This window comes from Beijerinckia sp. 28-YEA-48, from assembly GCF_900104955.1.
GTDB lineage: Bacteria > Pseudomonadota > Alphaproteobacteria > Rhizobiales > Beijerinckiaceae > Terripilifer.
Genome location: NZ_FNSI01000001.1, coordinates 2,525,740 through 2,549,716 on the forward strand (window position 1 = coordinate 2,525,740; position 23,977 = coordinate 2,549,716).

21 protein-coding genes are annotated in these 23,977 nt (G+C 61.7%); 12 read left to right on the top strand and 9 right to left on the bottom strand.

The annotated features are described in order from the left end of the window. Positions 1 to 3: 3 nt before the first annotated feature. Together BLW50_RS11895 and BLW50_RS11900 are read right to left on the bottom strand one after the other, a co-directional pair. Positions 4 to 1,374, bottom strand: coding sequence for an MmgE/PrpD family protein (locus tag BLW50_RS11895; protein WP_090702241.1), 1,371 nt, complete (start codon positions 1,372 to 1,374; stop codon positions 4 to 6). After that, positions 1,371 to 2,411 (bottom strand): Bug family tripartite tricarboxylate transporter substrate binding protein, encoded by a 1,041-nt coding sequence (locus BLW50_RS11900; RefSeq protein WP_139267579.1) that lies wholly within the window; start codon positions 2,409 to 2,411, stop codon positions 1,371 to 1,373. The genes BLW50_RS11895 and BLW50_RS11900 overlap by 4 nt, the downstream gene beginning before the upstream one ends. A gap of 350 nt (positions 2,412 to 2,761) precedes the next feature. Here BLW50_RS11900 and BLW50_RS11905 point away from each other — a divergent pair, with 350 nt between their 5' ends. Genes BLW50_RS11905 through BLW50_RS11915 form a run of 3 tightly spaced genes read left to right on the top strand, consistent with a single transcriptional unit; the run spans position 2,762 to position 5,364 of the window. Beyond that, positions 2,762 to 3,094, top strand: coding sequence for a hypothetical protein (locus BLW50_RS11905; protein WP_090702248.1), 333 nt, complete (start codon positions 2,762 to 2,764; stop codon positions 3,092 to 3,094). A gap of 55 nt (positions 3,095 to 3,149) precedes the next feature. After that, entirely contained in the window at positions 3,150 to 4,850 is a 1,701-nt protein-coding gene (locus tag BLW50_RS11910) for an OmpA family protein (protein WP_139267580.1), read from the top strand. 7 nt (positions 4,851 to 4,857) lie between these two features. After that, positions 4,858 to 5,364: a Rab family GTPase gene (locus BLW50_RS11915; RefSeq protein WP_090702255.1), complete on the top strand. Its 507-nt coding sequence runs from the start codon at positions 4,858 to 4,860 to the stop codon at positions 5,362 to 5,364. Positions 5,365 to 5,389: 25 nt separating this feature from the next. Here the strand turns inward: BLW50_RS11915 and BLW50_RS11920 are convergent, their stop codons facing one another. Beyond that, positions 5,390 to 6,613, bottom strand: a complete 1,224-nt coding sequence (locus BLW50_RS11920) for a flavin-dependent oxidoreductase (protein ID WP_090702259.1) — start codon at positions 6,611 to 6,613, stop codon at positions 5,390 to 5,392. Positions 6,614 to 6,757: 144 nt separating this feature from the next. Between BLW50_RS11920 and BLW50_RS11925 the strand changes: the two genes are divergently transcribed. Next, positions 6,758 to 7,213 (top strand): cupin domain-containing protein, encoded by a 456-nt coding sequence (locus BLW50_RS11925; RefSeq protein WP_090702263.1) that lies wholly within the window; start codon positions 6,758 to 6,760, stop codon positions 7,211 to 7,213. 18 nt (positions 7,214 to 7,231) lie between these two features. On the opposite strand, the gene BLW50_RS11930 is transcribed toward BLW50_RS11925, so the two are convergent. Then, positions 7,232 to 7,900, bottom strand: coding sequence for a response regulator (locus BLW50_RS11930; protein ID WP_090702267.1), 669 nt, complete (start codon positions 7,898 to 7,900; stop codon positions 7,232 to 7,234). Between the two features lies 1 nt (position 7,901). Continuing rightward, the gene (locus tag BLW50_RS11935) at positions 7,902 to 9,374 is read right to left on the bottom strand and encodes a PAS domain-containing sensor histidine kinase (RefSeq protein ID WP_090702270.1); all 1,473 of its coding nucleotides are present in this window, start codon (positions 9,372 to 9,374) and stop codon (positions 7,902 to 7,904) included. A gap of 296 nt (positions 9,375 to 9,670) precedes the next feature. Between BLW50_RS11935 and BLW50_RS11940 the strand changes: the two genes are divergently transcribed. Continuing rightward, positions 9,671 to 10,633, top strand: coding sequence for a tripartite tricarboxylate transporter substrate binding protein (locus tag BLW50_RS11940; protein WP_090702274.1), 963 nt, complete (start codon positions 9,671 to 9,673; stop codon positions 10,631 to 10,633). Between the two features lie 8 nt (positions 10,634 to 10,641). On the opposite strand, the gene BLW50_RS11945 is transcribed toward BLW50_RS11940, so the two are convergent. Further along, entirely contained in the window at positions 10,642 to 12,489 is a 1,848-nt protein-coding gene (locus BLW50_RS11945) for a putative bifunctional diguanylate cyclase/phosphodiesterase (RefSeq protein WP_139267581.1), read from the bottom strand. Between the two features lie 443 nt (positions 12,490 to 12,932). Here BLW50_RS11945 and BLW50_RS11950 point away from each other — a divergent pair, with 443 nt between their 5' ends. Next, positions 12,933 to 14,006, top strand: coding sequence for an Ldh family oxidoreductase (locus tag BLW50_RS11950; protein WP_139267582.1), 1,074 nt, complete (start codon positions 12,933 to 12,935; stop codon positions 14,004 to 14,006). Here the strand turns inward: BLW50_RS11950 and BLW50_RS11955 are convergent. After that, positions 13,993 to 14,904, bottom strand: coding sequence for a LysR family transcriptional regulator (locus tag BLW50_RS11955; protein ID WP_170850118.1), 912 nt, complete (start codon positions 14,902 to 14,904; stop codon positions 13,993 to 13,995). The genes BLW50_RS11950 and BLW50_RS11955 overlap by 14 nt on opposite strands. A gap of 129 nt (positions 14,905 to 15,033) precedes the next feature. Here BLW50_RS11955 and BLW50_RS11960 point away from each other — a divergent pair, with 129 nt between their 5' ends. Next, a complete protein-coding gene (locus BLW50_RS11960; protein ID WP_090702289.1) occupies positions 15,034 to 16,113 on the top strand; it encodes an aromatic ring-hydroxylating dioxygenase subunit alpha in 1,080 nt (359 codons plus the stop codon). A gap of 31 nt (positions 16,114 to 16,144) precedes the next feature. Here the strand turns inward: BLW50_RS11960 and BLW50_RS11965 are convergent, their stop codons facing one another. Next, positions 16,145 to 16,693, bottom strand: a complete 549-nt coding sequence (locus BLW50_RS11965) for a VOC family protein (RefSeq protein WP_090702292.1) — start codon at positions 16,691 to 16,693, stop codon at positions 16,145 to 16,147. Positions 16,694 to 16,793: 100 nt separating this feature from the next. Continuing rightward, positions 16,794 to 18,023, bottom strand: coding sequence for a urate hydroxylase PuuD (locus BLW50_RS11970; RefSeq protein ID WP_090702295.1), 1,230 nt, complete (start codon positions 18,021 to 18,023; stop codon positions 16,794 to 16,796). A gap of 144 nt (positions 18,024 to 18,167) precedes the next feature. Here BLW50_RS11970 and BLW50_RS11975 point away from each other — a divergent pair, with 144 nt between their 5' ends. From BLW50_RS11975 to BLW50_RS11995, 5 genes are all read left to right on the top strand, one after another. After that, positions 18,168 to 19,118 carry a LysR family transcriptional regulator gene (locus BLW50_RS11975; RefSeq protein WP_090702298.1) on the top strand — a complete coding sequence of 317 codons (951 nt, stop codon included), beginning with the start codon at positions 18,168 to 18,170 and terminating at the stop codon, positions 19,116 to 19,118. A 95-nt stretch (positions 19,119 to 19,213) separates the two neighbouring features. Next, positions 19,214 to 19,570 carry a hydroxyisourate hydrolase gene (gene uraH / locus BLW50_RS11980; protein ID WP_090702302.1) on the top strand — a complete coding sequence of 119 codons (357 nt, stop codon included), beginning with the start codon at positions 19,214 to 19,216 and terminating at the stop codon, positions 19,568 to 19,570. After that, on the top strand, positions 19,567 to 20,985 hold the full coding sequence (gene puuE / locus BLW50_RS11985; protein WP_090702304.1) for an allantoinase PuuE: 1,419 nt from the start codon (positions 19,567 to 19,569) through the stop codon (positions 20,983 to 20,985). The genes uraH and puuE overlap by 4 nt, the downstream gene beginning before the upstream one ends. Beyond that, positions 20,982 to 22,265 carry an allantoate amidohydrolase gene (locus tag BLW50_RS11990; protein WP_090702308.1) on the top strand — a complete coding sequence of 428 codons (1,284 nt, stop codon included), beginning with the start codon at positions 20,982 to 20,984 and terminating at the stop codon, positions 22,263 to 22,265. Before puuE ends, BLW50_RS11990 begins: the two co-directional genes overlap by 4 nt. Continuing rightward, entirely contained in the window at positions 22,262 to 23,893 is a 1,632-nt protein-coding gene (locus tag BLW50_RS11995; protein WP_090702311.1) for an HAL/PAL/TAL family ammonia-lyase, read from the top strand. Before BLW50_RS11990 ends, BLW50_RS11995 begins: the two co-directional genes overlap by 4 nt. The last annotated feature ends 84 nt before the right edge of the window (positions 23,894 to 23,977 follow it).

Consider the following 23,977-nt stretch of genomic DNA (forward strand, 5'->3'; position numbering starts at 1 on the left):
CGTCTAAGAGCCAGCCAAAGCGCGCGAAATCGACGCGAGGCGCGGAAAATCCGTCAGCTGTTCCGCCCAACGCTGTGCCGTGGCTAAGTCCGTTTTCAGGCTGGCGCAGGCCAGGAACTTTTCCAGCACCGTATCGCGGCTCATCGGTCGTTTCGGGTGGCCGATGATGACGTCGATCTCCTCGCTGAATGTTTTGCCGGCGGCGGTGACGGTCAGACGCGAACCTGTGTGTTCCGGCCAGACTTTGCTGAAAGAGGGTGACGCGCTCACTGAAACCTTCTGCGCCAAGGCGCGCACTGCAGGATCACGTAAAGTCCGCGCAATGCTGCCGGGCCCATACTCACCTGCGATAAGACTATGCGCAGTCAAAAATGGCAGGCTGTGATCGGCGGTTTCAACATTCTCGGGCACCCACTTGTCCGGCGTATCGGCGGCATAGCGTAGGGCGAACTCATAAATATCCAGATGCGCGCTTTCGATCGCAGGCAGCTTCTCGCCGAAGGTTTCGTTCATGCGCCGATGAATCTTGAGCGCCGCTTCGATCGGTCCCTGCGCGTGATAAACGGCGGGATAGAGTTTGAGATGGGTGTCGCCGGTTCGATCGCGCTGCGGATCAAGTTCGAGATCGAGATCGCCCGAGACGTGACGGGTGAAACCGAAAGGTCCCTCGAAGACGGGATCGGGCGCCGTCAGGCCGTTCTTGGCAAGTAGGCCATAGAACAGGCTGTTGCGCACGGCGACGGCGGATGACAAGCCTTTCCAGGATGACACCTTGCCGGTGCGTCCCATCAGAATATTGCCCGACACCACCGTCATCGAAATCGCCTGAGCCAGTTGCGCTTCGCTCAGATCGAGCAGCACGCCGGCGCCAACGGCAGAGGCAATGCCGAGATAGGTTGAAGGGTCCCAACCGCGTGCCAACACCTCGCCGGTATCGCAAAGATCGAGCATGACATGCTGGCCGATGGCGATGGCGCGCAAAATCTCGGCACCGGATTTGCCCGTATATTCGCCTGCCGCGAGCACGCCGCCGATGAGATCAGAGGGATGGCCGCCATTGCGGCCGATGTAAGTATCGTTCCAATCCTGCTGGCGGATGAGAAAGCTATTGAGAAAGGCCGCATGCTCCAAGGAGGCACGGCCACCGCCGATAACAGTGCACGGCTGCCGCTCGTCGACAAAAGTAGCCTTCAGCCGCGCGAAGTCTTCACCGCCAGTGGCGATCGCCGCACAGGCCATGGCGTCGATGAGGCGTGTCACCATGGCGTCGGTTTCCGCTGCGGTCAGCGGACGGTGGCGACAGGCCTCAGTGAAACCGGCAAGACGGCGCAACAGAGTGTCGGAAACGGGCGATGCCGTGCGCGCGTCCATCATTGCGACTTGAAGATCACAGCGAGGCGGTCGGCCACGGGCTTTGGCGTCGCGACAAGATCTTCGACGATCTTCTGCAGCTCTTCACCTGAAACAGGATTGATATCGAGCTTCTCGCGTGCGGCTTCGTCGTTGAACGTTTTGTCCTGCACCATGGCCGTGAACGCTTTCCGCAAGGTCGCAACCATGGGGACCGGTACGCCAGGCGCGGTGAAAATGGGACGTCCGATGGTGGCTGGCGCCGAGACGAGCTTGATGACCGCCCGGTCCGCGTCATTCCCAGCAAGATCGGTCAACAGCGGCACATTCGCCAGGTCCGGTGCCCGGGTCAGGCCGATCTGAGCGATGACGACGATCTTGCCGTCGCGGACCCAGTCGGGGCGGGTCGCCTTCCAGGTCGCCCAGGGTGCGCTGGCGCGCCCACCGACCTCGCCGTTCTCCATGGCCAGATTGATATCGTTGCCGCCGGGATAGCCGGTGACGATCTTGAACTTGGTGCCGAGCAGCGCATTGGTCAGCTGCGCCATCTGCGACGATGTGTTGGGCCCGGTGGCACCGATGACCACTTCGCGCAGGCGCGCCTCCTCAAAGGTCTTCACGCCTGTCGCATGCCACACGGCGATGGTGTTGTTGTCGGCGGCCGGATTGCCGATCCAATTCAACTTCGTCGTATCGAAAAGAATCGTCGGATCGCCAATGGCTTGCTGGAGAACCAGCGACTGATCGGCCATGGCGAGCGCGGTGCCATCACGTGGCGCGGCATTATAGATAAAGCCCGCCAGCACCCGCCCGCCGCCACCCGGCATGTTTTTCGGAATAAGCTTGGGCTTGCCCGGCAGGAACTCACCAAGGAAGCGGGCGACCAAACGGCCATAGGCATCGTAGCCACCACCAGCGGCGTAGCCGATATACATGTCGAGAGCCCGCCCAGAGGATGTCGTCTGCCCCTCCTGCGCCATGACCGGCAAAGCCAGGAACGGAACGATAACCGCCATGGCCGACAAGGAACGAAGCCCTGTTAATGCCGTCGCTGTGCCCACGCGTTCATCCTCCCGTTTTGTTCATTGTTAATGGGCCTGCATGTCCCACACGGACCAGCGCGCATGCAAGCCCAATCCGGACCTCGCTGTCGGCCGGCAGACATCAAAAATCGATAGCGATTTCATCACCCTTGTGCGGAAGTGTGACAAGCCCCAGTCACTTCCCCATCGAAGCCCAGCCCGAAACGGCGGCAAACGGCGTGTATTGCGGCAAAAAGCCGTTGCCTGAGGAATAAAAACATGACTTTTCTGCCCGTGTTAAAATAATTTAGATAGGCGGCGGCGGTGTTCCGCCGCCCCCATTCGTAACGTCGCCAGTGCGGCGCAATTGAAGTGAGTTCGGAGGCGGTATGGCGGTGAGAAAAGAGGCACAGGACGAGGCGCTGAACGGCAGCGCCGCACCTGCCCCCACAACGATCGATCAGGTTCGCGAACTGCTGTTCGGCGAGAGCAGCCGTGGCATCGACCAGCGGCTCACACAGCTCGACAGCAAGTTGGAAGCTAAGGTCGATTCCTTGCACGCTGAAGTTTTGGCACGGCTGCAGCAGATCGAGACACGAATCGCCGATCTGCAACGCGACACCGAAGAGCGCCGCCTGAGCACGATCGACGACATTGGCAAAGCCATCACCGACCTGGGCGCCAGCGTCAGGAATCTCAGTGTCGCAAGAAAGCCCAGCTAGCGCAGGCACAGACCGGATCCCTGAAACGGGTGATCTGGCCCGCCTGAGAGCCTTGTTGCTTGAGCCGGAAACCAACCGGCTTGAGCGGCTGGAGCAAGGCTACGAGCGCATCGATCGCAGAGTTGGCTCTCCCGAGCGGCTGGAACAGGCTACCGCTGAGGTTCTTGTCGAAGCGCTCAAACGCGCCGAAGTGGCGCGTCATCGTGAACTGGCCCGGGCCATAGCCCCTGTCGTCGTCGCTGCGATCCAGACCGAGATCCGCAATTCCCGCGACATGATGGTCGAGGCGCTCTACCCGATCACCGGTCGCCTGGTCTCTGCGGCCGTCGCCAATGCCTTCCGCGAGCTCGTCGCCTCGACCAATCAGCGTGTCGACGCCCTCCTGTCCATCCGGCAATGGCGCTGGCGGCTAAAGTCATGGACGAGCGGACGATCGATCAGCGAAATCGCCTTGGCGGAAACCGCGCGACCGGTGCTGCAGCGCCTGCTGCTGCTGGAACGCAAGAGCGGCGTCCTTCTGGGAAGCTGGGCGCGCGATCCCGAGCAGATGCAGAATGCTGACCTGGTCAGCGGCCTGATCGCGGCCATTACAGAGTTCGCCTCCAGCGTCTTCGAAGCACAGAATGGCGAGTTGCGGACGCTCGATCTCGGCATGAACAAGATCATCATGCGGGCGTCACCGCAGTTCATCATCGCCGGTGAAGTCACAGGCGTGATGAGTGCCGCCGACGAACGCGAGGCCGATACCGCTTTCTTGCGTTACATGAATGAATTGCGGATCGGCGAGAATATCTCCGGCAGCCAAGTGGAACAGGTTGCGCTGAGCATCTTCCGGGACGACCTGTCGACGCCGCGCAAAGGCGGAATTGGTTTCTGGGTCGTGGCCGCAGCTGTCGGCGCCGTGCTTCTATTTTTCGGCGGCCGTTCCCTGATGCATTGGAACGTCGAGCGCAATGCTTTGGCCGCGGTTCACGACAATATGGCCCGCACGCCGCAACTGGCCGCCTTCCCGATCACACTCGATTTCGATCATGCCACGCGCGCGATCACGCTGCGCGGCCTCTCCAGCGATGCCGGGGCGACGAAGACGCTGGCCGGCGCCGTGCAGGCGGCAACCTCCGGCTACACCGTGACGACGAATGTGCAGACCGTTGCCTTGCTCGCCCAGTCCGAGCAACAACAGCAGGACACGATCGAACGTCTGCACACTGAGGAGACGAAGGCAGCCGAGCGCATCGCCACGCTCCAGCGCCAATTGGCCGAACTGCAAAGCGCTCTCACCGCGGCACAAAACGCGGGCCGCGCCGACACACAATCCGTCTCGCAACGGCTGAGCGAGACGCAGACGACGACGGCGCAAGAGCTGGCGGCCATCAAAGCGCAACTGAACACCCCGCGTGCTCGGCTGTTCGCGGCCATCGCTGGCCGCTCGATCTTCTTCAAAACAGGAGAGGCGACCACGGACGACCCGAGCGCCGAGGCCGTCATTGCCGCCATCGTGCCCGTCCTGCGCGAAACCGGCCTTGCCATTCGTGTCGTCGGCTATGCCGATCAGACCGGCACGGTCGCCATCAACCGGCGCATCGCGCAAGGCCGCGCTGAGTTCGTCACCAAACTGTTTCAGCAGGCCGGCATTCCCACTCGCCAACTGTTCCTGACCTCGCGCGCCTATAGCCCTATCGCCGCCGACAAGGCGCAGGACCAGGATCGCCGCGTCGCTTTCGAAATGCTGAACGCCAGCGACGAAGCCCGGTGACCGCCACGTGATCACCGCCAAAATCATGATGCTCGGAGACATTGGCGTCGGCAAATCGTCGGTGGCGCGACGGATGGTCTTTGGCCGTTTCGAAGCGGATTATAAGACGACCATCGGCGTCGACATCATGACCTGCGAATTCGTGTTGCCGCCGGACTGCGACAACTGCCCGGTCAAACTGATCATCTGGGATACGGATGGCGAATTCGGCCAGCGCATTTTCGACACCGCCTATATTGGCGGCGCTTCGGGCGCCATCGTCGTCAGCGACGCGACACGGCCAACCACCATCGCCAAAATGAGCGGCCTTGTCGCCTCTTGCCTCGAACGCCTGCCTGGCCGTCCCATCCGCGCCATCCTCAACAAGATCGACCTCTCGCCTCTGATTGACGACACGATCGTGCCTGGGCTTGCTGACGGATCGGTGACGGCAACCAGCGCCAAGACCGGCGACGGTGTGATGGAATTGTTCCAGAGCCTCGGCACCGACCTGTGGCGGCGCGCCCAGCGTTAATTTTGCTCGAAAATGCTGGGGCCGCTCATCGCACGGCGAAGCCGGCTTTCGCCGCATAACCTCTGACGATGGCTTCCCTGTCCTTGTAGCTCAAGACCGCGTCGATTTCGGTGAAGCCATTGGGCGCGAGCTCTTCCACCACATCGATCACGCCCTCGGGGCCGCCGCGACGGTTGGAGGCGACGATATCGGCGGTCGTTTGCAGGCGCTGATGCTCATAGCTGAACAGCGCCTGCCGTGGATGCTCACATTGCACCAGGGCATCGGCGAGCGCGCGCGCGTCGAGAACCGCCTGCGACGCACCGTTGGAGCCAACCGGATACATCGGATGCGCCGCATCGCCGAGCAGGGTGACGCGGCCGTTCGACCAAGTGGAGAGCGGATCGCGATCGCAGCACGGATACTCCCAAAACTCCGGCGTCGCATTGACCAGCGCGGCGAAATCAACCTGCGGAATGGCGAAACCTGCCACATAGGGCTGAAGCTCGTCGCGCAGGCCAGCGCGCGACCAATCTTCACGCCGAGGCGGAGGTTTTGAACCGTCACCGATCCGCGCCATGATCGCCCAATTGGTGAGGCGCTGCCCAGGACCGCCTGCCGCGATCGGATAGATCACCGCCTTAGCGTTCAAGCCACCAGCGATGATCATCGAGCGGCCGGTCAAGAAGGCCGGCCAGTCGCGCGCGCCACGCCAGAGCATCAGACCGTTCCAACGCGGCGGACCTTCATCGGGAAATAAGGTTTGGCGCACTTTCGAGTGAATGCCGTCGGCGCCGATCAGGACATCGCCGCGCGTGCTCGCCACATGCACGCCGGATCGGTTGAAGAAATAGGCGGTGACGCCGCCTTCATCCTGGGTGTAGGCGCCAAGCCGGCAGCCGTTATGGACCGCCCCCACGCCCAGTCGCTCGATCACCGCATCATGGATGACGCCTTGCAAGCGACCACGATGGATTGAAAACTGTGGCACGTCATGGCCAGCGCTGAGGCCGCGCTGCTCATGCCAGACCTGCTGGCCGTGACAGGTGAGATAAAACAACTCCTCGGTGCGGATGGCGACAGCATCAAGCCGATCGAGCAGGCCAAGACCAGCCAGCTCTCGAATGGCATGAGGCAAGGTGTTGATGCCCACACCCAGTTCCTGGATTTTTTCGGATTGCTCGTAGAGTTCACAAGCGATGCCGCGCGCATGCAGCATCAGCGCCGTGGTCAGGCCACCAATCCCACCGCCAACGATGATCGCCTTCATCGGCTCTCTCCCGCTCGCTTCCGCCGGTAGCATCACTCCTGATCATGAGAAGCGCAACCATCATGTCGTCGGTTGACAAACCCTGGCGGCTGATATGGCCTTACCAGCGGGACCTTAGTTTGTCCGCCGACAGGAGATCAGGCCATGACGTTTCCGCTCGAAACCGCCGACATCACCCGCGCCAATGAAGGCCTGCAAAATATCCATTGGAATATCCTGGGCCAGACCTATGTGCCGAAATCCTATACGCAGGATTCCTTCTCCTGGCATGCGACCTTCCCGGATGGCACGTTCGTGCCACCCCATGTCCATCCCGACCAGGACGAATATCTCTACATTCTTGAAGGCCGGCTCGATTTCATGCTCGACGGTCGCGATGATTTCGCCACGCCGGGCGACACCGTGCGCCTGCCCAGAGGCAAGCCGCACGGCATTTTCAACAAATCCGGGCAGACCGTGAAAACCCTGTTTTGGGTTTCGCCATCACAGCGGCTCTATGACCTGTTCTGGGCCATTCACAACCTGCGCGAACAAAAGCCCGACGAGGTCGTCGCTCTCGCGGCCGAATACAACATCCATTTCCTGCCGCCGCCAGGCTGAGACGTTAGCCAGAGTTGATCAACGCACGGGCCGGCGCAGCGAGCGGGCAACAAGTTCGGTGCGGCTGCGGGCATCGTGTTTGGAGAGGATACGGCTGACGTAATTCTTAATCGTACCTTCCGCCAGCGCCAACTCATCGGCGATTTCGCGATTGCTCTTTCCCGCGACCAGCAGAGAGAGAATACCGGCCTCGCGTTCGGTCAGATCATTGCCGCCGGTGGCCACCGGCTGCTCTGGATCAGGCGTACCCATGTTTTTAAAAGCGGCGAGAAGCTTATGCGCGATGCGTGGCGACAGCGCCGATGCGCCGCTCGCGGCAATCCGGATCGCCTCAATAATCTCCGCCTCGCGGGAATCCTTCAGCAGATAGCCAATAGCACCTGCGTTGATCGCATTGAAGATCTGCTCGTCGTCCTCGAAAGTCGTCAGCACAATCACATGCGTGCTGGGAAGATCGGCGACGATCCGGCGGGTCGCCGCGATGCCATCGAGGCGCGGCATCTGCAGATCCATCAAAATGACATCGGGCCGGTGAGCGCGGGCCATCTGGATGGCCTCTTCGCCATCAGCGGCTTCCGCGGCAATCTCGATATCGGCTTCCAGCGACAAAAGCTTGGCGAAGGTTCGTCGCAGCAAAGTCTGGTCTTCAGCCAGCATGACGCGAATGCGCGAAGGTTGAGCGTCCATATCAGCGTTCCATATTGCTATCGACCGGAAAGGACAGGGTGAGGCGAACGCCCTGCCCTGGTCTGCTCCAAATCTCGAAATCCCCGCCGCGCAATGCGACCTGTTCCTTCATGCCAATGATACCGAAGTGCCGCTCCGGCACCAATGCCGGATCGAACCCCACGCCATCATCGACGATCTCCATCTGGATCCGTTCAGCGTCCTCCGATCCGCCGTTGGCTTGCCGAACAACAATCCGCACCGTCTTGGCCCCAGCATGGATTTCGACATTGCGCGTCGCTTCCTCGGAAATCCGGAAAATAGCTTCAGCGGAAGGCCCCGTCAGACGCGCGCTGTCCGGGTCGATCGCCAGGCTCACGTCGAGGCCGGCGCGCTGCGCCACCCTTTCGCCCAGACGCTTGAGGGCGCCACCCAGACCTTCTTCATCGACAAGTTGCAGCCTGACCTGCGAGAGCGCCTTGCGCGCCTCGTTCAATCCCGTCTCGACACCGGCCTCGGCGATGGCCAATTCCTCCGGCAAGTCGTTTGGCTTTGTCGCGACGAGCCGGCGGGCAAGGCGGAGCTGGGTCAGCACCGTCACCATCGATTGCACCAGCGTGTCATGCAGGTCGCGGGCAATGCGCAGCCGCTCCCGCACGATCGCCGCCGATCGCGCCTCCTCATGCGCCTGCTGTACATGGGCGCGGAGCTGACGCAGCAACGTCACATCGCGGCCAATCGCCTGGAATTCGCCTGGCCCCCCTTCTCCCGGCAGCCAGCTGACGCTCCACCATATCCAGACCGAGGCAGCGGCGGTCGAATGCGCTTCGGCTTCGAATGACACCGGCTCGGCGCGCGGGCGTTGCGCATCGCGCAGCCGCGCCCATCCCGCCTCCTCCGCTTCGCCCAGCAGCAGATCGATGCGCTGGCTCAGAAGGGCGTCTTCACCGCGTCCCAAAAAATCGTGCAGCCTTTGATTGGCGAAAGTCACTGCAAGGTCTTCATCAAGGCGGACGACAAAGTCGGAGCTTGTTTCAACGATGTCGCGATAGCGCGCCTCGCCCCGCCGCGCCGCCTGGCGTTCGGCCGCCATCTGCTCTTCAGCGATCTGCTTGCTGCGCCGCTCACCTTCGAGCACCTGCTGGATCTGACCAGCACCACGATCGGGAAATGTCAGCGCCGTGTAAGAGCCGGCGCCGGCGTCCCACAGGATCGAAATGACAACGGGATTTTCCGTACTCACTTCGTCGAGATGCAACGTCGGTAGAGACAGAACAGCACCACTACGCTGCATGTCGAGCATCTCGTCCTTGAGACCGAAGAGCGGCATGCTCTGCAGGCAAGAACCATCCGCTGGAAGCCACGCGCTGAGATGACCGTGGCGCGCGATGACATCGAGATCAGCCGATATCGTCGCCAAGCCAATCAGGTCTTTGCGTACCAAATGATCCATGGCGAGTGCTGTTTCAACTTCTGCAGTCTTGGCTTCGTTCATGCCCCCATTCACCTACCAAAGATGCGATAAAGAACAACTGCAAAACCTTGCATTTGCAAAAGCTTGCACCCTACATGACTTTAGTCACAGACCGATGTGACTTTTCGCACACTACGAGTATCGCTTCTCCCTGTATTTCAATCATATTTACGAGCACCAACTCTGTACTGGAGCGATATTATCGACCAATGCCCCGGCGACTAGCCGGGGCATTTTTTTGACCCTCGCGCCCTTCCAAAGAGATCATCGCCGTGCGACCTTTGATATCGGGAGATCGGTATCCAGGGAGGGAAACCATGGCTCGTACGCTGACACTCAGCATCGGCATATTTATCTGCGCATTCGCTGCGGCACCTGCTGTAGCGCAGGGAAGCGGCGCTTACCCCAATCAACCAGTGCGCATCGTCGTACCGTTCAGCGCCGGCAGCAATACAGACCTTCTGGCTCGCGCATTCGGCGCGCAATTGGAAGGCATGTGGAAGCAAGCCGTCGTCGTCGAAAATCGCCCGGGCCTACCCGGCACAGCCAGCGTCGCCAAAGCCACACCCGATGGCTACACGATCATGCTGACATCGAACGGGCATTCGATCATCGGTAGTCTCAATCAGTCGCTCAACTTCGATCCGATCAAGGATTTCGCCGGCATCACGCAAGTGGCTTCCCAGCCGGTCGTGATGCTCGCGCCGATTGAAGGCCCTGCGACGGTCAAGGATCTGGTGGACCAAGCGAAGGCGAAACCGGGCCAGCTCAACTACGCCTCCGCCGGTGTCGGCAGCGCCGGCAATATCGCCTCGGAACTGTTCAAACAGGTGGCCGGCGTCAATCTGGTGCATGTTCCCTATCGCGGCACGCCCGAAGCCAATATCAGCATCATGCGCGGCGATACGGCTATCTTCATGAGCTTCTACAATGCATCCGGCGATCTGGTGCAATCAGGCAAGATGCGGGCGCTGGCAGTCACCAGTCCCAACCGCATGCCCGTCATGCCTGACGTGCCGACGATGAAGGAGGCGGGCTATGCGGATGTCGACTTTGATGGCTGGTTCGGCGTGATGGCGCCGGTGCAGACGCCCAAGGCGATCATCGCCAAACTGAATAAGGATCTCGCGACAGTGATCGCCGATCCGGAGCAGAAGAAGCGCTTCACAACACTGGGCGTTGACCTTGTCGGCAGCACGCCGGAAGCCCTCGACAAACTGCTGGCGAGCGACGCCGCCCGCTACGGGAAATTCTTCACCCCGGCGCCGGCAGCCAAATAAGCTGCCGCTCACGCCACCGCGCGGGTATCGCGGGCAAGCTCACGTAGCACGCCCTGCAGATTCTCCGCGCGGACCGGCGGGCAGAAGAAATAGCCCTGCGCCTCGGTGCAACCGCCGGCGCGAACGCGGTCCAACTGCTCCTGCGTCTCGATACCTTCCGCGGTGACGACCATACCGAGGCTTGCGGCAATGCTGGTTGCCGCCCTGACGATGGCGATGGCGTCCTGGTGGCTGGCGACATCGCGAACGAACGACTTGTCGATCTTGATCCGGTCGAACGGAAAGCGGCGCAGATAGTTGAACGACGAATAGCCGATGCCGAAATCGTCCATCGATATGCGGACGCCGAGCGAATGCAGCTTATGCAACAGAGTCAGCGTCTGCTCTGAATCGGCGAGCAAGGCGGATTCGGTGATTTCCAGATCGAGCCGGCTCGCCGGCAGGCCGCTCATCGCCAGCGCTTCGCTGACATCGCGCAGAAAGTCGCGACCGGCGAACTGCAACGGAGAGACATTGACCGAAATTTTGATGTCGCGCGGCCAGGTGCTGGCCGCCAGACAGGCGTGGCGTAAAACCATGGCGCCGATCTCGCCGATGGCGCCAATCTCCTCGGCCACCGGAATAAAGTCGAGCGGCGAGATCAGGCCGAGGGACGGATGATGGATGCGCAGCAAAGCCTCGCACCCGGCCACGCCGCCCTGGCGAATGTTCATGAACGGCTGATAATGAACCTCGAACAAATCCGCGGCGATCGCTTCGCGGATGGCCACTTCCATGCGCCGGTGCTTATCGGCGCTTGTCGCCATTTGCGTCTCGAAGATGCGGAGCGTGCCGCGCCCTTCGGCCTTGGCATGGCCGAGCGCCAGTTCAGCCATCTTGAAGAGTTCGTCAGCCTCGGTTGTTTCGGCAGGCGCATGGGCAATACCGCAAGAGGCGGTCATGCGGAGCACCGTGTCCTCAAGTTCCAGCGGCGCCGCGATGCGCTCGCTCAGGATTTTAGCGAGCCCCGTGATCGACTGGGGCTGCTCCGCGCCTATTTGCAGCACGCCAAACACGTCAGGAGCAATGCGGGCGGCGACGCAATTGTCCGGCAGCGTCGCCTTGATGCGTCCTGCCAGCATGCAAAGCAGCGCATCGCCCGCGAGATGCCCTTGTTCCTCGTTGATCGTCTTGAAGCCGTTCAGATCCATGAACAAGACGGCGACTTCCGACCAGCCCGCCTCCCGGTCGCTCACAAGGGACTCGATCTTGTCGCGAAAGGCGCCGCGGTTCAGCAGGCCGGTGAGCATGTCATGGGAGGCGAGGAAGCCGACCCGCAGATTGGCGAACCGACGTTCAGTGATGTCGTGGTACGTCACCATCGCACCGCCGCTTTCGGTCGGGCGATGGGTGATGGAGAGCACGCGGCCATCGTCCCGGGTTTCATAGGCGTAATCGACTTCGCCCGCCACGATACGTTCCCGCGTCCGGCGCAAGATACTCAGCATGTTGATGTCATCACCGAGCCGGCGTTCCAGCTCATGGAAGGGGATCGCTGGCTCGTGAAAGCCGTGGGGCAGATTGAAGAAGTCGGCGAACTCACGATTGGACATGACCAGATTGCCGGTGGCGTCAAACAGGCCCAAGGCCTGCGGCATGTCGTTGAGCGCCGACTCAAGCTCATCCACGAAGGAGGGTTCGCGGCGCGTGACATTGGCTTGGCTGATCCACCAAAGCGCCATCATGAGGGCGCAGCCAGCCAGGATGAGTGCGATAGCCGTCGTCGAAAGCTGGCGATCGGTAACAGTCAGATAAAGCGCGACGAGCACGTAAAGGCCGATGACCGTCAGGAAGATGCCCTTGGCAACTCTTGTCACATGGTTCCCCTCGTCGGAGACAGTCTTTCTGTAGACGCTCACCTGTTCTTGCTTGTTCCCGCCGGCACCGTAAAAATGCCAGACCGTCTCCCAAGCGGCGACACGGTGCCACCATCATCACACTAAAACTGCAACGATACCCTGTTCAAAGCTAGGTCCGATTCACTACCGGACTGTTACCGCACGGAAATTCGCTCTCTTTTGCAAAGACTTGCCCGCCATCTCCCTGTGAGCGCCGGCTGGCACTTCGGCGGGTTGATTACCCCGTCCCATCAGGGGCTTATTGCTCAACGGACGGACGGTCTCTGTCAACTGCCTTAAAAGGCGTGCGCGCAGTTTTCTTATACCCCGTTTGGCTGATTGATCTACCAAGCTTGGTCAGCGGCTGGCGTGCTCATCAGCCTAGCTGATAAAATAGCGGCCAACGACAATAGGGGAACCGCGTGCAGAAAGACGTCAGACTTCTAACTGTCAGACTTGCGGCCGTCGAACTCGAGGCGATGATCGCCGCTATTTTTACCGCAGCTGGTTTGCCGGCTGACTGGGCGCGCCTGGAGGCTGAAGTCCTCGTCTGGGCCGATCTGCGCGGCCTTGGCTCGCACGGCGTTTTGCGGGTTCCCGGCTATGCCGCCGGCATGCGGCACGGCCTGCGCCGCCCCGACGCCAACATCCATGTGCTGTTTCAAAAAGGCGCCCTGGCCATCATGGAAGGGGATCGCGGGCCTGGGCTTTACGCCATGCGGAAAACCATGGAGCAAGCCATCGACCTGGCACGCAGCCATGCCATCGGCTGGGTGACCCTGCGCAACGGCACCCACACTGGCCCGCTCGGCTTTTACGTGCGTCAGGCGACCCAGGCCGGCATGGTCGGTATCGCGCTTTCCTCCTCGCGCCCCTTGATGGCCTATCACGGCACGCGCGCGGCCACCGTCGGCACAGCGCCGCTTGCCATCGGCGTGCCACGTCTTGGTCACGACGCCCTCGTGCTCGACATGGCGCATGCCGCCATCACCATCGGCAATCTGGCGCAGGCCCGGCTTTCCGGATCGCGCCTCGCGGAAGGCGTGGCGCTCGATGCGCAAGGACAAGCGACCACCGATCCGATGCGCGCGGTCACGCCCCTGCCCGTCGGTGGTCCCAAGGGCTCTGGCATGGCTTTGATGATAGAATGCCTCGCGAGCCTCATGGCTGGCGCGCCGCTGCTCACGAGCGCTTTCGACGATCCGGCGTTGCGCCACGAGCATTTACAGAATGGCGTCTGCATCGCCCTCGATCCGGAACTCTTCCTGGCTCCCGGCCTGTTCGCCGGAGAAGTCGACCGGCTCGTCCAAGGCGTGAAGGATCAACCGATCGCAGCGGGCTTCGATGAAATTCTGATGCCGGGCGAACGGGGCGATCGGGAAACGGTGCGGCGACAGAGTGACGGCATTCCGTTGCCAGCAGCGCTTTGGAGCGAACTCACCGCGCTCGCCAAACGGCTCGGCGTGACACCACCGGCACCCCTCAGCAGCGCTTAGGCGGTTTCGGCGAAACCGGCGCACGCGACTGCTCCCGCAAGATATCGACAAAGCGCTGTGCCAGAGGCATCAATGGCCGATCGGCGGAGCAGGCGAAGCCAAACGCGCGCGTCATCCCGGCCTCGATCAGGTCACACTGCACCAGAACGCCGGCCTTCAGTTCAAGCTGGATCATCTGCCGGGGCGCAATCGAAATGCAATCGCTGTTTGCGACAATCGTTTTTATGGCAACCGCCGAGTTGGTGAAGATCGCCTGCGTCGGCCAGGGAACGCCGCCAACACTGAACAAGGCTTCAAGCTGGTGATGATAGGCGCTTCGGTCGCTTGGCAATACCCACTGCGCGTCGCCAAGCGAGCGGAGCGATTGCTTTCGACCCGTCAACACCCGACTCCCCGCCCGAGCAATCAAGCAGAATGTATCACTCGATAGTTGTTCCTCGACCACATGTTCGTTTGCGGCATATACGCCCAACGGACCAAGGCAGACATCAATCGAACCGCGGCGGACCTCCGCAAGCGCATCCGTAAACACCATCTCCTTGACGTTGATCACCGCATTTGGGAACTCGGCTTTCAATTGGCCGACGGCTCGCAACAGCCCGTATGCAGAGGCAATAGGCGTTATCGCAAGGTTGAGCGGACCCAGCGCCTGCTGGCGGCCCAGTCGCATCTCTTCAGAAGCGCGACGCAGCTGTGTATCGACGATCTCCGCGTGACGGAGCAACGTGCTGCCGAGCGGCGTCACCGCAGCACCGTTGCGCCCTCGGTCGAACAACCTGCCACCGACCCGCGCTTCAAGCTGGGCAATGCTGGCCGACAGCGCCGGCTGTGAAATCATCAATTCCTTCGCCGCGAGGCTGAAAGAGCCGGTCCGCGCGATGACCAGCAGATTGCGCAATTGCCGTTGATCGAGATCCATAATCTATTTCTATGGTAAGTGAATTTATTTATATTTGACCTTGATGGATAAAATCCGTCAACTTCCTTCCGGCTTCGGCCTCACGATGCTCAACGCCGGGAGGGGCGCTTGAAACAATCGACATATTTTCACCAGAGCTGGTACGTCGCGGCGTGGTCGCGAGACATCGACCGATCGTTGACCGTTCACACGATCCTCGGGGAATCCATCGTTCTGTTCCGCGACAGCAAGGGCACGGTCGCCGCGCTGGAAAACAGATGCGCGCATCGTCATGTGCCGCTTTCGGCCGGTGCGCTTGTCGGCGACGAGGTCGAATGCGCCTATCACGGGCTACGCTATGACGGCACGGGTCAATGTGTCCGCGTGCCGTCGCAGGAACGTGTGCCGAGCCGCGCCAAGGTCAAATCCTATCCGATCGTCGAACGTCACGGTTGGGTGTGGATATGGATGGGCGCGGCAGAGGCGGCCGATCCAACGAAAATTCCTGACTTCTCCAAGCTTTCCGATCCGCAATACGCGGCGACGGGTGGCACGAAGTTGGTGCGCGCCAATTATGAATTGATCACCGACAATCTGATGGACCTCTCGCACGTCGGTTTCGTGCATCGGCAGACCATCGGCAATGCGGAAATGGGTGAGAAGGGCACGCTCAAGGTCGAGCGCTCCGACACAGGTGTTCGCGTCACTCGTTGGGTTATCGATGTCCCCGCTCCGCCGACTTATATCAAAACAGGGCGCGTGCCAGCCGATTCAGGCATCGACCGTTGGCAGATCATCGACTTCGAACCGCCCTGCTACGTTCACATTCATGTTGGCGGTGTTGCGACAGGCACCGGCGCGCCAGAAGGGCATCGGGACGGTGGGCTCGGCATCTGGGTGATGAACGCGATGACGCCGATCGATGAAACCAGTTCCAACTATTATTGGGCCATCGGCCGTGACTTTCACCCAGACAACCCACAGCTGACCGCCTTTCTCCACGATGAGGTGTCGCGCACGTTCGATGAAGATCTCGGCATCCTCGAACTGCAGCAGAAGGCCATCGCGCAACATCCGGATGCCCAGAATGTCGACATTCTCGCCGATGCGGGCGGCGTGCAGGCACGCCGCCTCTTGCGCGGATTGATCGAGGACCAACAGCAGTGCCAGAGTGGCAGCCCTGTTCCGCGCAGAGAATTGGCTGAGTGAACAGGCCTCAGCAGGTTGTTGAAACAGCCTGTCAGGCCTTCATGGGCGGACGTACTCGAACCGGGTCAGACCCGTCCCAGCCGACAGAGGCCTGTTGCATCTGCGTGAACATGCGCTCGGTGGTGGCGGTCATCTCAATGACCTCCACCATGCCGCCTAGTAGCGATGCTGTATCGAAATAGCCGACACGCGCGCCGCTGGGCACCGTGGCTTCATAAGCAAGCTCGAAGCCCTCGGCCCGATATTTCGCCACGCCGGCATCATAGTCGGGTGCTGAAACGCCGAAATGATGCAGGCCGTAGCCGCGCGCCGCGATCACCTCGGTATAGACAGAGGGAGAGCCGTTCAGCTGCTGCATGAGTTCATATTGCATGGAGCCGGAATAGCCCATGGCGATGGAGAGCTCGACATCGGTCGGCTGGCCACGATAGGTCTGAACGGCGAACTTGCCACCTTCGCGTAGGAACCAGGGCCCTGCGCCCGTCAGCCGCGTGAATTCGCGCATGGCAGCGTGAATATCCTCAACGATAAAGGCCGTCTGGATAATGCCATCGACCGGCTGGCCGAAATTCAGCAGCATGGTTTCCTCCGCTTGCGACGCACTTTTGAAATACGCGTCGCTTGCCGCGAAGGTAGGCAGCGTCGCTGGCTAAGGCAAGCGTGCTGCTAGTCGTGGATGCTTACTCTTGGGCAGCGCGCGTGCGGCTCCAGGCGCGGATTAGAGCCCGCTCTTCATCCGTCATGCCGGTGAGATTGTTGGGCGGCATGGCACGTGTGAGCCCAGCGAACATGCGAATTTCCTCGCGATAGCGCTGGACAAATTCGGGATGGTCGAGCCGCACGCCCTTCGGCGCGATGGAAATGCCCGGCCATACCGGCTGCTGGGCATGGCACATAGCGCAGCGTGAGCTGACGATTTCGGCGATCTTCTCCGGCGCTTTCGGCAGGCCGGCGATCGGCGTATCGAGCTTCATCTCGGACAGGCCCAATGTCTCACGGCCCGCCGTCGTCTGCGGCATGCTAATCCAGATCGCCGTCCACATGGCGAGCGCTGCCACGATCCAGGCCCACCAATGATTGCCGCGCCCGGCATGACGTTCGTTGTAGAAATGCCGCACGACCGCGCCGGCAACGAGCACGAGGCCGATGACCACATAGGCATGCGGGCTCGAATAGGACAGCGGATAGTGCCCTGAGATCATCAGGAACAGCACCGGCAGGGTGAGATAGTTATTGTGGGTGGAGCGCTGCTTACCCGTCTTGCCCAACGCCGGATCGGGCTTCTCGCCTTTGATCAGCGAGTCGATCACCTTGTACTGATTGGGGATGATCACCAGAGCGACATTGCCGGTCATCATCGTCGCCATCAGAGCGCCGGTGTGAATGAAGGCGCCGCGCGCCGAAAACACCTGCTGATAGAGGTACGCCATCAGAATGATGAAGGCGAAACCGACGGTGGCGAGCGCCAGATCGCTTTTGGCGATGCGCGAGCGGCAGAGCTGATCGTAAACAATCCAACCCAACACCAAGCCGCCGATGCCATAGGTGGCGGCGAGCCAGGGCGAGATCTGCCGCACCGCCGGATCAATCAGATAGACGTCGGCGGAGACGTAATAGACCCAGACCAGCAGGAAGAAGCCGGAAACCCAGGTCGAATAGGATTCCCACTTATGCCAGATCAGCTCGTCCGGCAGCTTTTCCGGCGCCACCAGATATTTGCGCACGTGATAGAAGCCGCCACCGTGCACTTCCCAAGCCTCGCCACCCTTTTCTTTCGGGATTTCGGGCGTGGCGCGCAGCGCCGCATCGATATGCATGAAATAAAAGGATGAGCCGATCCAGGCGATGCCGGTGATGATGTGCACCCAACGGAGCAGCATCCCACCCCATTCCATAATGATCCCGTCCATATCGCCCCAGCTCTCCCGACAGTCGCCTGCGCCAAATCCAGCGGAACAAGTCTAGCAAGAAACCTGCCTTGCGATAGAATGAGAAAATTGCAATGATTTTCAAATCGAATTTGTAAGACTCTCGCACCGAAGACCCGCGACCCCTTGGCGACACTCGAAAACATCTCGGTTTTCATCCGCTCGGTAGAGGCAGGCTCGTTTTCCGCCGCCGGCCGTAGCCTCGGCTTGTCGGCGGCGGTGGTCAGCCACCGCATCAAGACGCTGGAACGCCACCTCGGCTGCCGGCTGTTTCACCGCACCACCCGGCAAATGCGCCTGACCGAACAGGGCCGCGTCTTCTATGAACGCTGCATCGAAATCCGCGAGGCGGTGGAGCGGGCTGAGAGCAGCGTTGCCGAAATGGGCGCCGCGCCCCGTGGCTCGTTGAAAATCACCGCACCGCTCGGGCTCGGCCGGGAGGTCATCACCCCGGCGATCGTCAACTTCCGCTCGGCCTATCCGCTGATCGACGTGCGCCTGCGCCTGTCGGACTATCTGATCGACGTGCTGATGGAATCGGTCGACATCGCCGTGCGCATGGCGGCCATGGAGGATTCCTCCCTCACCATGCGCAAGATCGCCGATATCGATCGCGTGCTCGTCGCCTCCCCCGCTTATCTCGCCCGCCGTGGCCGGCCGGAGCGGATCGAGGACCTGTTCAACCACGAATGCCTGTTGCTGCGCTTTCCCGGCAGCCAGCAGGTGCGCTGGTCGCTGATGGAGAATGGCGTGGCCCGGCAGGTGCCGGTGTCGGGCTCCACCGACGCCGACGACGGCGATGTACTGACGCAATGGGCGCTCGGCGGGTTGGGCATCGCCCTGAAACCTATTTTCGAAGTGGCCGAGCACCTGAGTTCGGGCGCGCTCGAGACCGTGCTCGCCGACGCGCCACCGACACCGGTGACGTTAAGCCTGCTCTATCCCTATCCGCGCGCCATGCCGAGCAAGGTGCGGGTCTTCGCCGACATGGTGATCCCGATGATCCGGGCGCATCTGGCTGAACGGGCACTGCCCCAAGCGAAAAGGCCGGCCCCGATCTTGCCTCGCACCGCCTGATCGCGCCATTGCCCACGCCTTGTGCGATCACTTTCAAATTCTTTTTTCAAATCTGACGATTTCTCTGCGCTAGCATAGGGTTGTGGAGCTGACGTATGGCTGGTCTTTCAACGCATATTCTCGACACCCATGCGGGTATTCCCGCCCAAGGGGTGAAAATCGAACTGTTCGCCATCGCACCTGACGGCAGCGCCGTCCGCCAGGGCAGCTTCACCACCAATGCGGACGGGCGCACTGACGGGCTGTTGATTGCCCCTGAAGCGATCCAGCCCGGGACCTTCGAACTGCGCTTCCACATGGGCGCTTACTTCAAAGGCCGGGGCGTCACCGTTTCCGAGCCGCCGTTTCTCGATGTGATCCCGCTGCGTTTCGGCATCGCCGATCCAGCCAAGCATTATCACGTGCCGCTGCTCGCCTCGCCCTGGTCCTATTCCACCTATCGGGGGTCGTGATGTCAGATTATCCCCGCGACATGATCGGCTACGGCCGGCAGTTTCCCGATGCACGCTGGCCGGGCCAGGCCCGTATCGCCGTGCAATTCGTCATCAACTACGAGGAAGGCGGCGAGAACTGCATTCTGCATGGCGATGCCGCCTCGGAAGCTTTCCTGTCGGAGATCGTCGGCGCCGCGCCCTGGCCAGGGCAGCGGCACATGAACATGGAATCGATCTACGAATATGGATCGCGCGCCGGCTTCTGGCGGCTGCATCGCATGTTCACCGAGCGCCACATGCCAGTCACCGTCTTCGCCATTGCCACTGCGCTCGCGCGCAATCCCGAAGCTGTCGCCGGCATGAAGGACGCTGGCTGGGAGATCGCCAGCCACGGCCTCAAGTGGATCGACTATAAGGATGTCGATGCGGAGACCGAGCGCCGGCATATCCGCGAAGCGATCGATCTTCACACGCGCGTCACCGGGACGCCGCCGCAAGGCTTCTATCAGGGCCGCAGTTCGGAGCAGACGATTCCGCTCGCCACCGCCGAGGGCCACTTTCTCTATTTCGCCGACGCCTATGCCGACGACCTGCCCTATTGGATCGACGCGCATGGCCGGCAGGAATTGATCGTTCCCTATACGCTCGACGCCAACGACATGCGTTTCGCCACGCCGCAGGGGTTCAACAGTGGCGACCAGTTTTTCAGCTATCTGAAGGATTCCTTCGACTATCTTTATGCCGAGGGGACCGACAGTCCGAAAATGCTGTCGATCGGCCTGCACTGCCGGCTCGTCGGCCGGCCGGGCCGCGCGGCGGCGCTGGCGCGCTTCCTCGACTATGTGCAATCGCATGAGCGTGTCTGGGTGGCGCGACGTATCGATATCGCGCGGCATTGGATCAAGACCCATCCGCCCAAAGGCGGTCACAAGCCAAGCCAGATGGCTCTGCCCGTATTCCTCGAACTCTATGGCGACATTTTCGAACATACGCCTCAGATCGCCGAACGCGCCCATCGCGCTGGCTTGGGCAGCAGCGAGGACACGGCCAGCGGCCTTCACACCGCGTTGGTGAAGGCCATGCACGCCATGGACAATGGCGAGAAGCTGAAACTGATCCGCGCCCATCCCGATCTCGCCGGGCGCCTGGCCGTGGCGAAACAGCTGACAGCGGATTCGACCAAGGAGCAGAGTTCCGCCGGCCTCGACCAATTGAGCCCGGATGAGCTGAAGCACTTCACTAACATCAACGATGCCTATCGCAGCAAATTCGGCTTTCCCTTCATCATGGCTGTGAAAGGCGCGACGAAGGAGCAGATCCTCGCCGGCTTCGAACAGCGCATCGGTAATTCGGTGGAAGCCGAAACCGAAACGGCGCTGAGCCAGATCGAACGCATCGCCGCGCTGCGGCTCGCCGACCGGCTGCCGCAATGAGCACGATCGCGCCCCTCGTCCAGACCACGGGTCAGGCGCTGGCGGCGCGCATCGAGGCGCTGGCGCAGTTCAGCGCCGAGCCGGACATGCTGACACGCCTGACCTTGACGCCGGCGCATCGCAACGCCGCCGACATGGTAACGGCCTGGATGATCCAGGCCGGCATGAAGGTGCATGTCGACGCGCTCGGCACGGTCGTCGGCCGTATCGAGGCAACGCGGCCGACGGGCAAGGCGGCGAAGACCCTCTTGCTGGGCTCGCATATTGATACCGTGCGCAACGCCGGAAAATATGACGGCAATTTCGGCGTCATCGCTGCCATCGCCGCCGTCGATCGATTGAGAAGCGAGGACGCGGCTCTGCCCTTCGCCATTGAGGTGCTGGCTTTCGGCGATGAGGAAGGCGTGCGCTATCCCTCGACCTTGACGGGTTCGCGCGCGGTGGCCGGCACGTTCGATCCCATCGCGCTCGACCATCAGGATGCTGACGGCATCAGCCGCCGCGAAGCCCTGCTCCGCTTCGGCGCCGATCCTGGCACCGCAACGAAACAGGGGCGCGATCCAGCCAAGACCATCGGTTATGTGGAAGTGCATATCGAACAAGGCCCGGTGCTCGAATCCGAGGGTCTGCCGATCGGTATCGTCACCGCCATCAACGGCGCGACGCGCGGCACCATCACGATCACGGGCAAAAGTGGTCACTCCGGCACCCTGCCGATGAGCCTGCGCCACGATGCGTTGACGGCGGCCGCCGCAATGATCCTCGCCGTTGAGGCCATCGGCCGCAGCCAGCGCGGACTGGTGGCGACCGTCGGCCGGATCGAGACGCCTTATGGCGCGGTCAATATCGTGCCGGGCGCGGTGACAATGTCGCTTGACGTGCGCAGCCCGTCCGATGCCGAGCGTAAGGCGGCGGTGGCACGGATCGCAGAAGAGATCAGCCGGATTGCGCAGCGGCGCGGTGTCGAAGCGGTGTTCACGCCGAGCTACGACATGCCGGCGGCACCGTGCGATCCCGCGCTGATGGATATGCTCGGCCGCAGTTTCGAACACTTGGGTCATGCCGCCTATCGGCTCGCCAGCGGCGCCGGCCATGACGCGATGTCGTTCAACGGCCGCATCCCCATCGCCATGATTTTCGCCCGCTGCCGTGGCGGCATCAGCCACAACCCGGCCGAGTTCACCTCGCCCGGCGATATGGAAGCGGCGAGCGTCGCTCTCTACGAATTTCTCAAAACACTCTCCGCAGAACCTGCCGAAAAACTTGGAGCCGGATCATGAATGTCGTCATCGACGGGCACGCGCTCACCACCGCCGATGTGGTGGCGGTCAGCCGGCGCGATGCGTCCGGCGCTTTCGCCAAAGTCAGTCTGTCGCCGGAGGCACGCGCCGAGCTCGCGGCCACGCGCGACTGGCTCGACCAGAACTTCATGAACGACGAAGCGCCGTTGATGTATTCCTTCAACACCGGCGTCGGCCTGTTCAAGGATCAGCGCGTGCTGATGAAGGACATGGTCGAGTATCAGCGCAAGTCCGTCTATGCCCATGCCACGGGCATCGGCGAGCCCTTTGCCGAGGATGTCGCGCGCGCCACCATGCTGTTGCGCGCCAATGCTTTCGCCTCCAACTATTCCGGCCCGCGCGTCGAACTGGTCGAGCGGCTGCTTGACTGCCTGAACGCCGGCCTTGTCCCCTATATTCCGCAGAAGGGTTCGGTCGGCGCCTCGGGCGATCTGGCGCCGCTGGCCCATATGTCGGGCGCGATCTGCGGCTTCGAAGAAGCGCAGATGTTCTGGCAGGGCAAATGGATGAGCGCACAGGACGCGCTCGCCGCCGCCGGCCTGTCGAAGACCTTCGATCTCTCGGCCAAGGATGCTTCCTGCCTGATCAATGGTTCGACTGTCTCTTTGGCGTTGGCGGCCTTGGTGATCGAGGATGCCAAGCGCATTCTCAAACATGCCGATATTTCGCTGGCGCTGTCGCTTGAATGCCTGCGTGGTGAGCTCATTGCCTTCCAGGCGCGCCTCCATGCGGCACGGCCGCATCCGGGCCAGGCAGCGACGGCGCGCAACGTGCTGAAACTCGCTGGCGACTCGCAACGCTGTTCGGAAGCGGCGCGTCAGACGGTCTATCCTGATGAGAACCGCGATCCCTCGAAGCCCGCTGCGCCACGGGTGCAGGACGTCTATTCGCTGCGCTGTGGCCCGCAGGTGCACGGGCCCGTACGCGAGGCGCTGGCCTATGCCGAGCGCATCATCGCCACGGAGATCAATTCCGCCACTGACAATCCGCTGGTCTTCGACAATGGCAAGGGCGGCTATGAAATTATTTCCGGCGGTCACTTCCACGGCCAGTATGTGGCGCAAGCTATGGATCTCGTCGCCATGGTGCTGACCGATCTCGGCTCGATCAGTGAGCGCCGGCTGGCGCGGTTGATCGACCCGACCATGAGCTACGGCCTGCCGCGCAATCTGCTCGCCGGCACGCGCGGCCTCAACACCGGCTACGCCACCGTGCAATGTTCGATGTCGGCCTTGGTGATGGAAAATCGCACCTTGTCCATGCCGGGTTCGGTCGATTCCATTCCCGGCAAGTCGAATGCCGAAGACCACGTGTCGAATTCCACCTGGTGCGGCCGCAAGGCGCGCACCATCGCCGAGAATGTCGAACAGATCGTCGCCGGTGAAATCCTGCTGGCGACGCAGGCGCTGTCGCTGATCGAGAAAGTCGCCGCGCAACATCCCATCGGCAGCGGCACGCAAGCAGCGCTTGGCGCCGTGCGTGAGATCATCGCGCCGGCGCTCGATGGCGACCGCTGGTACGGCATCGAAATGGTGCAGGCCCGCGACCTGGTGCAATCGAATGCGATCGTTACCGCCGTGGAGAAGGCGGTCGGCGCATTGGAATAAATCGCGGCTACAACCGCTTTGACATAAGCCGGCGCGCCTCGCTGGAGGGCTTGGATGGCGCACCGGTTGAGGAGGACTTTTGGC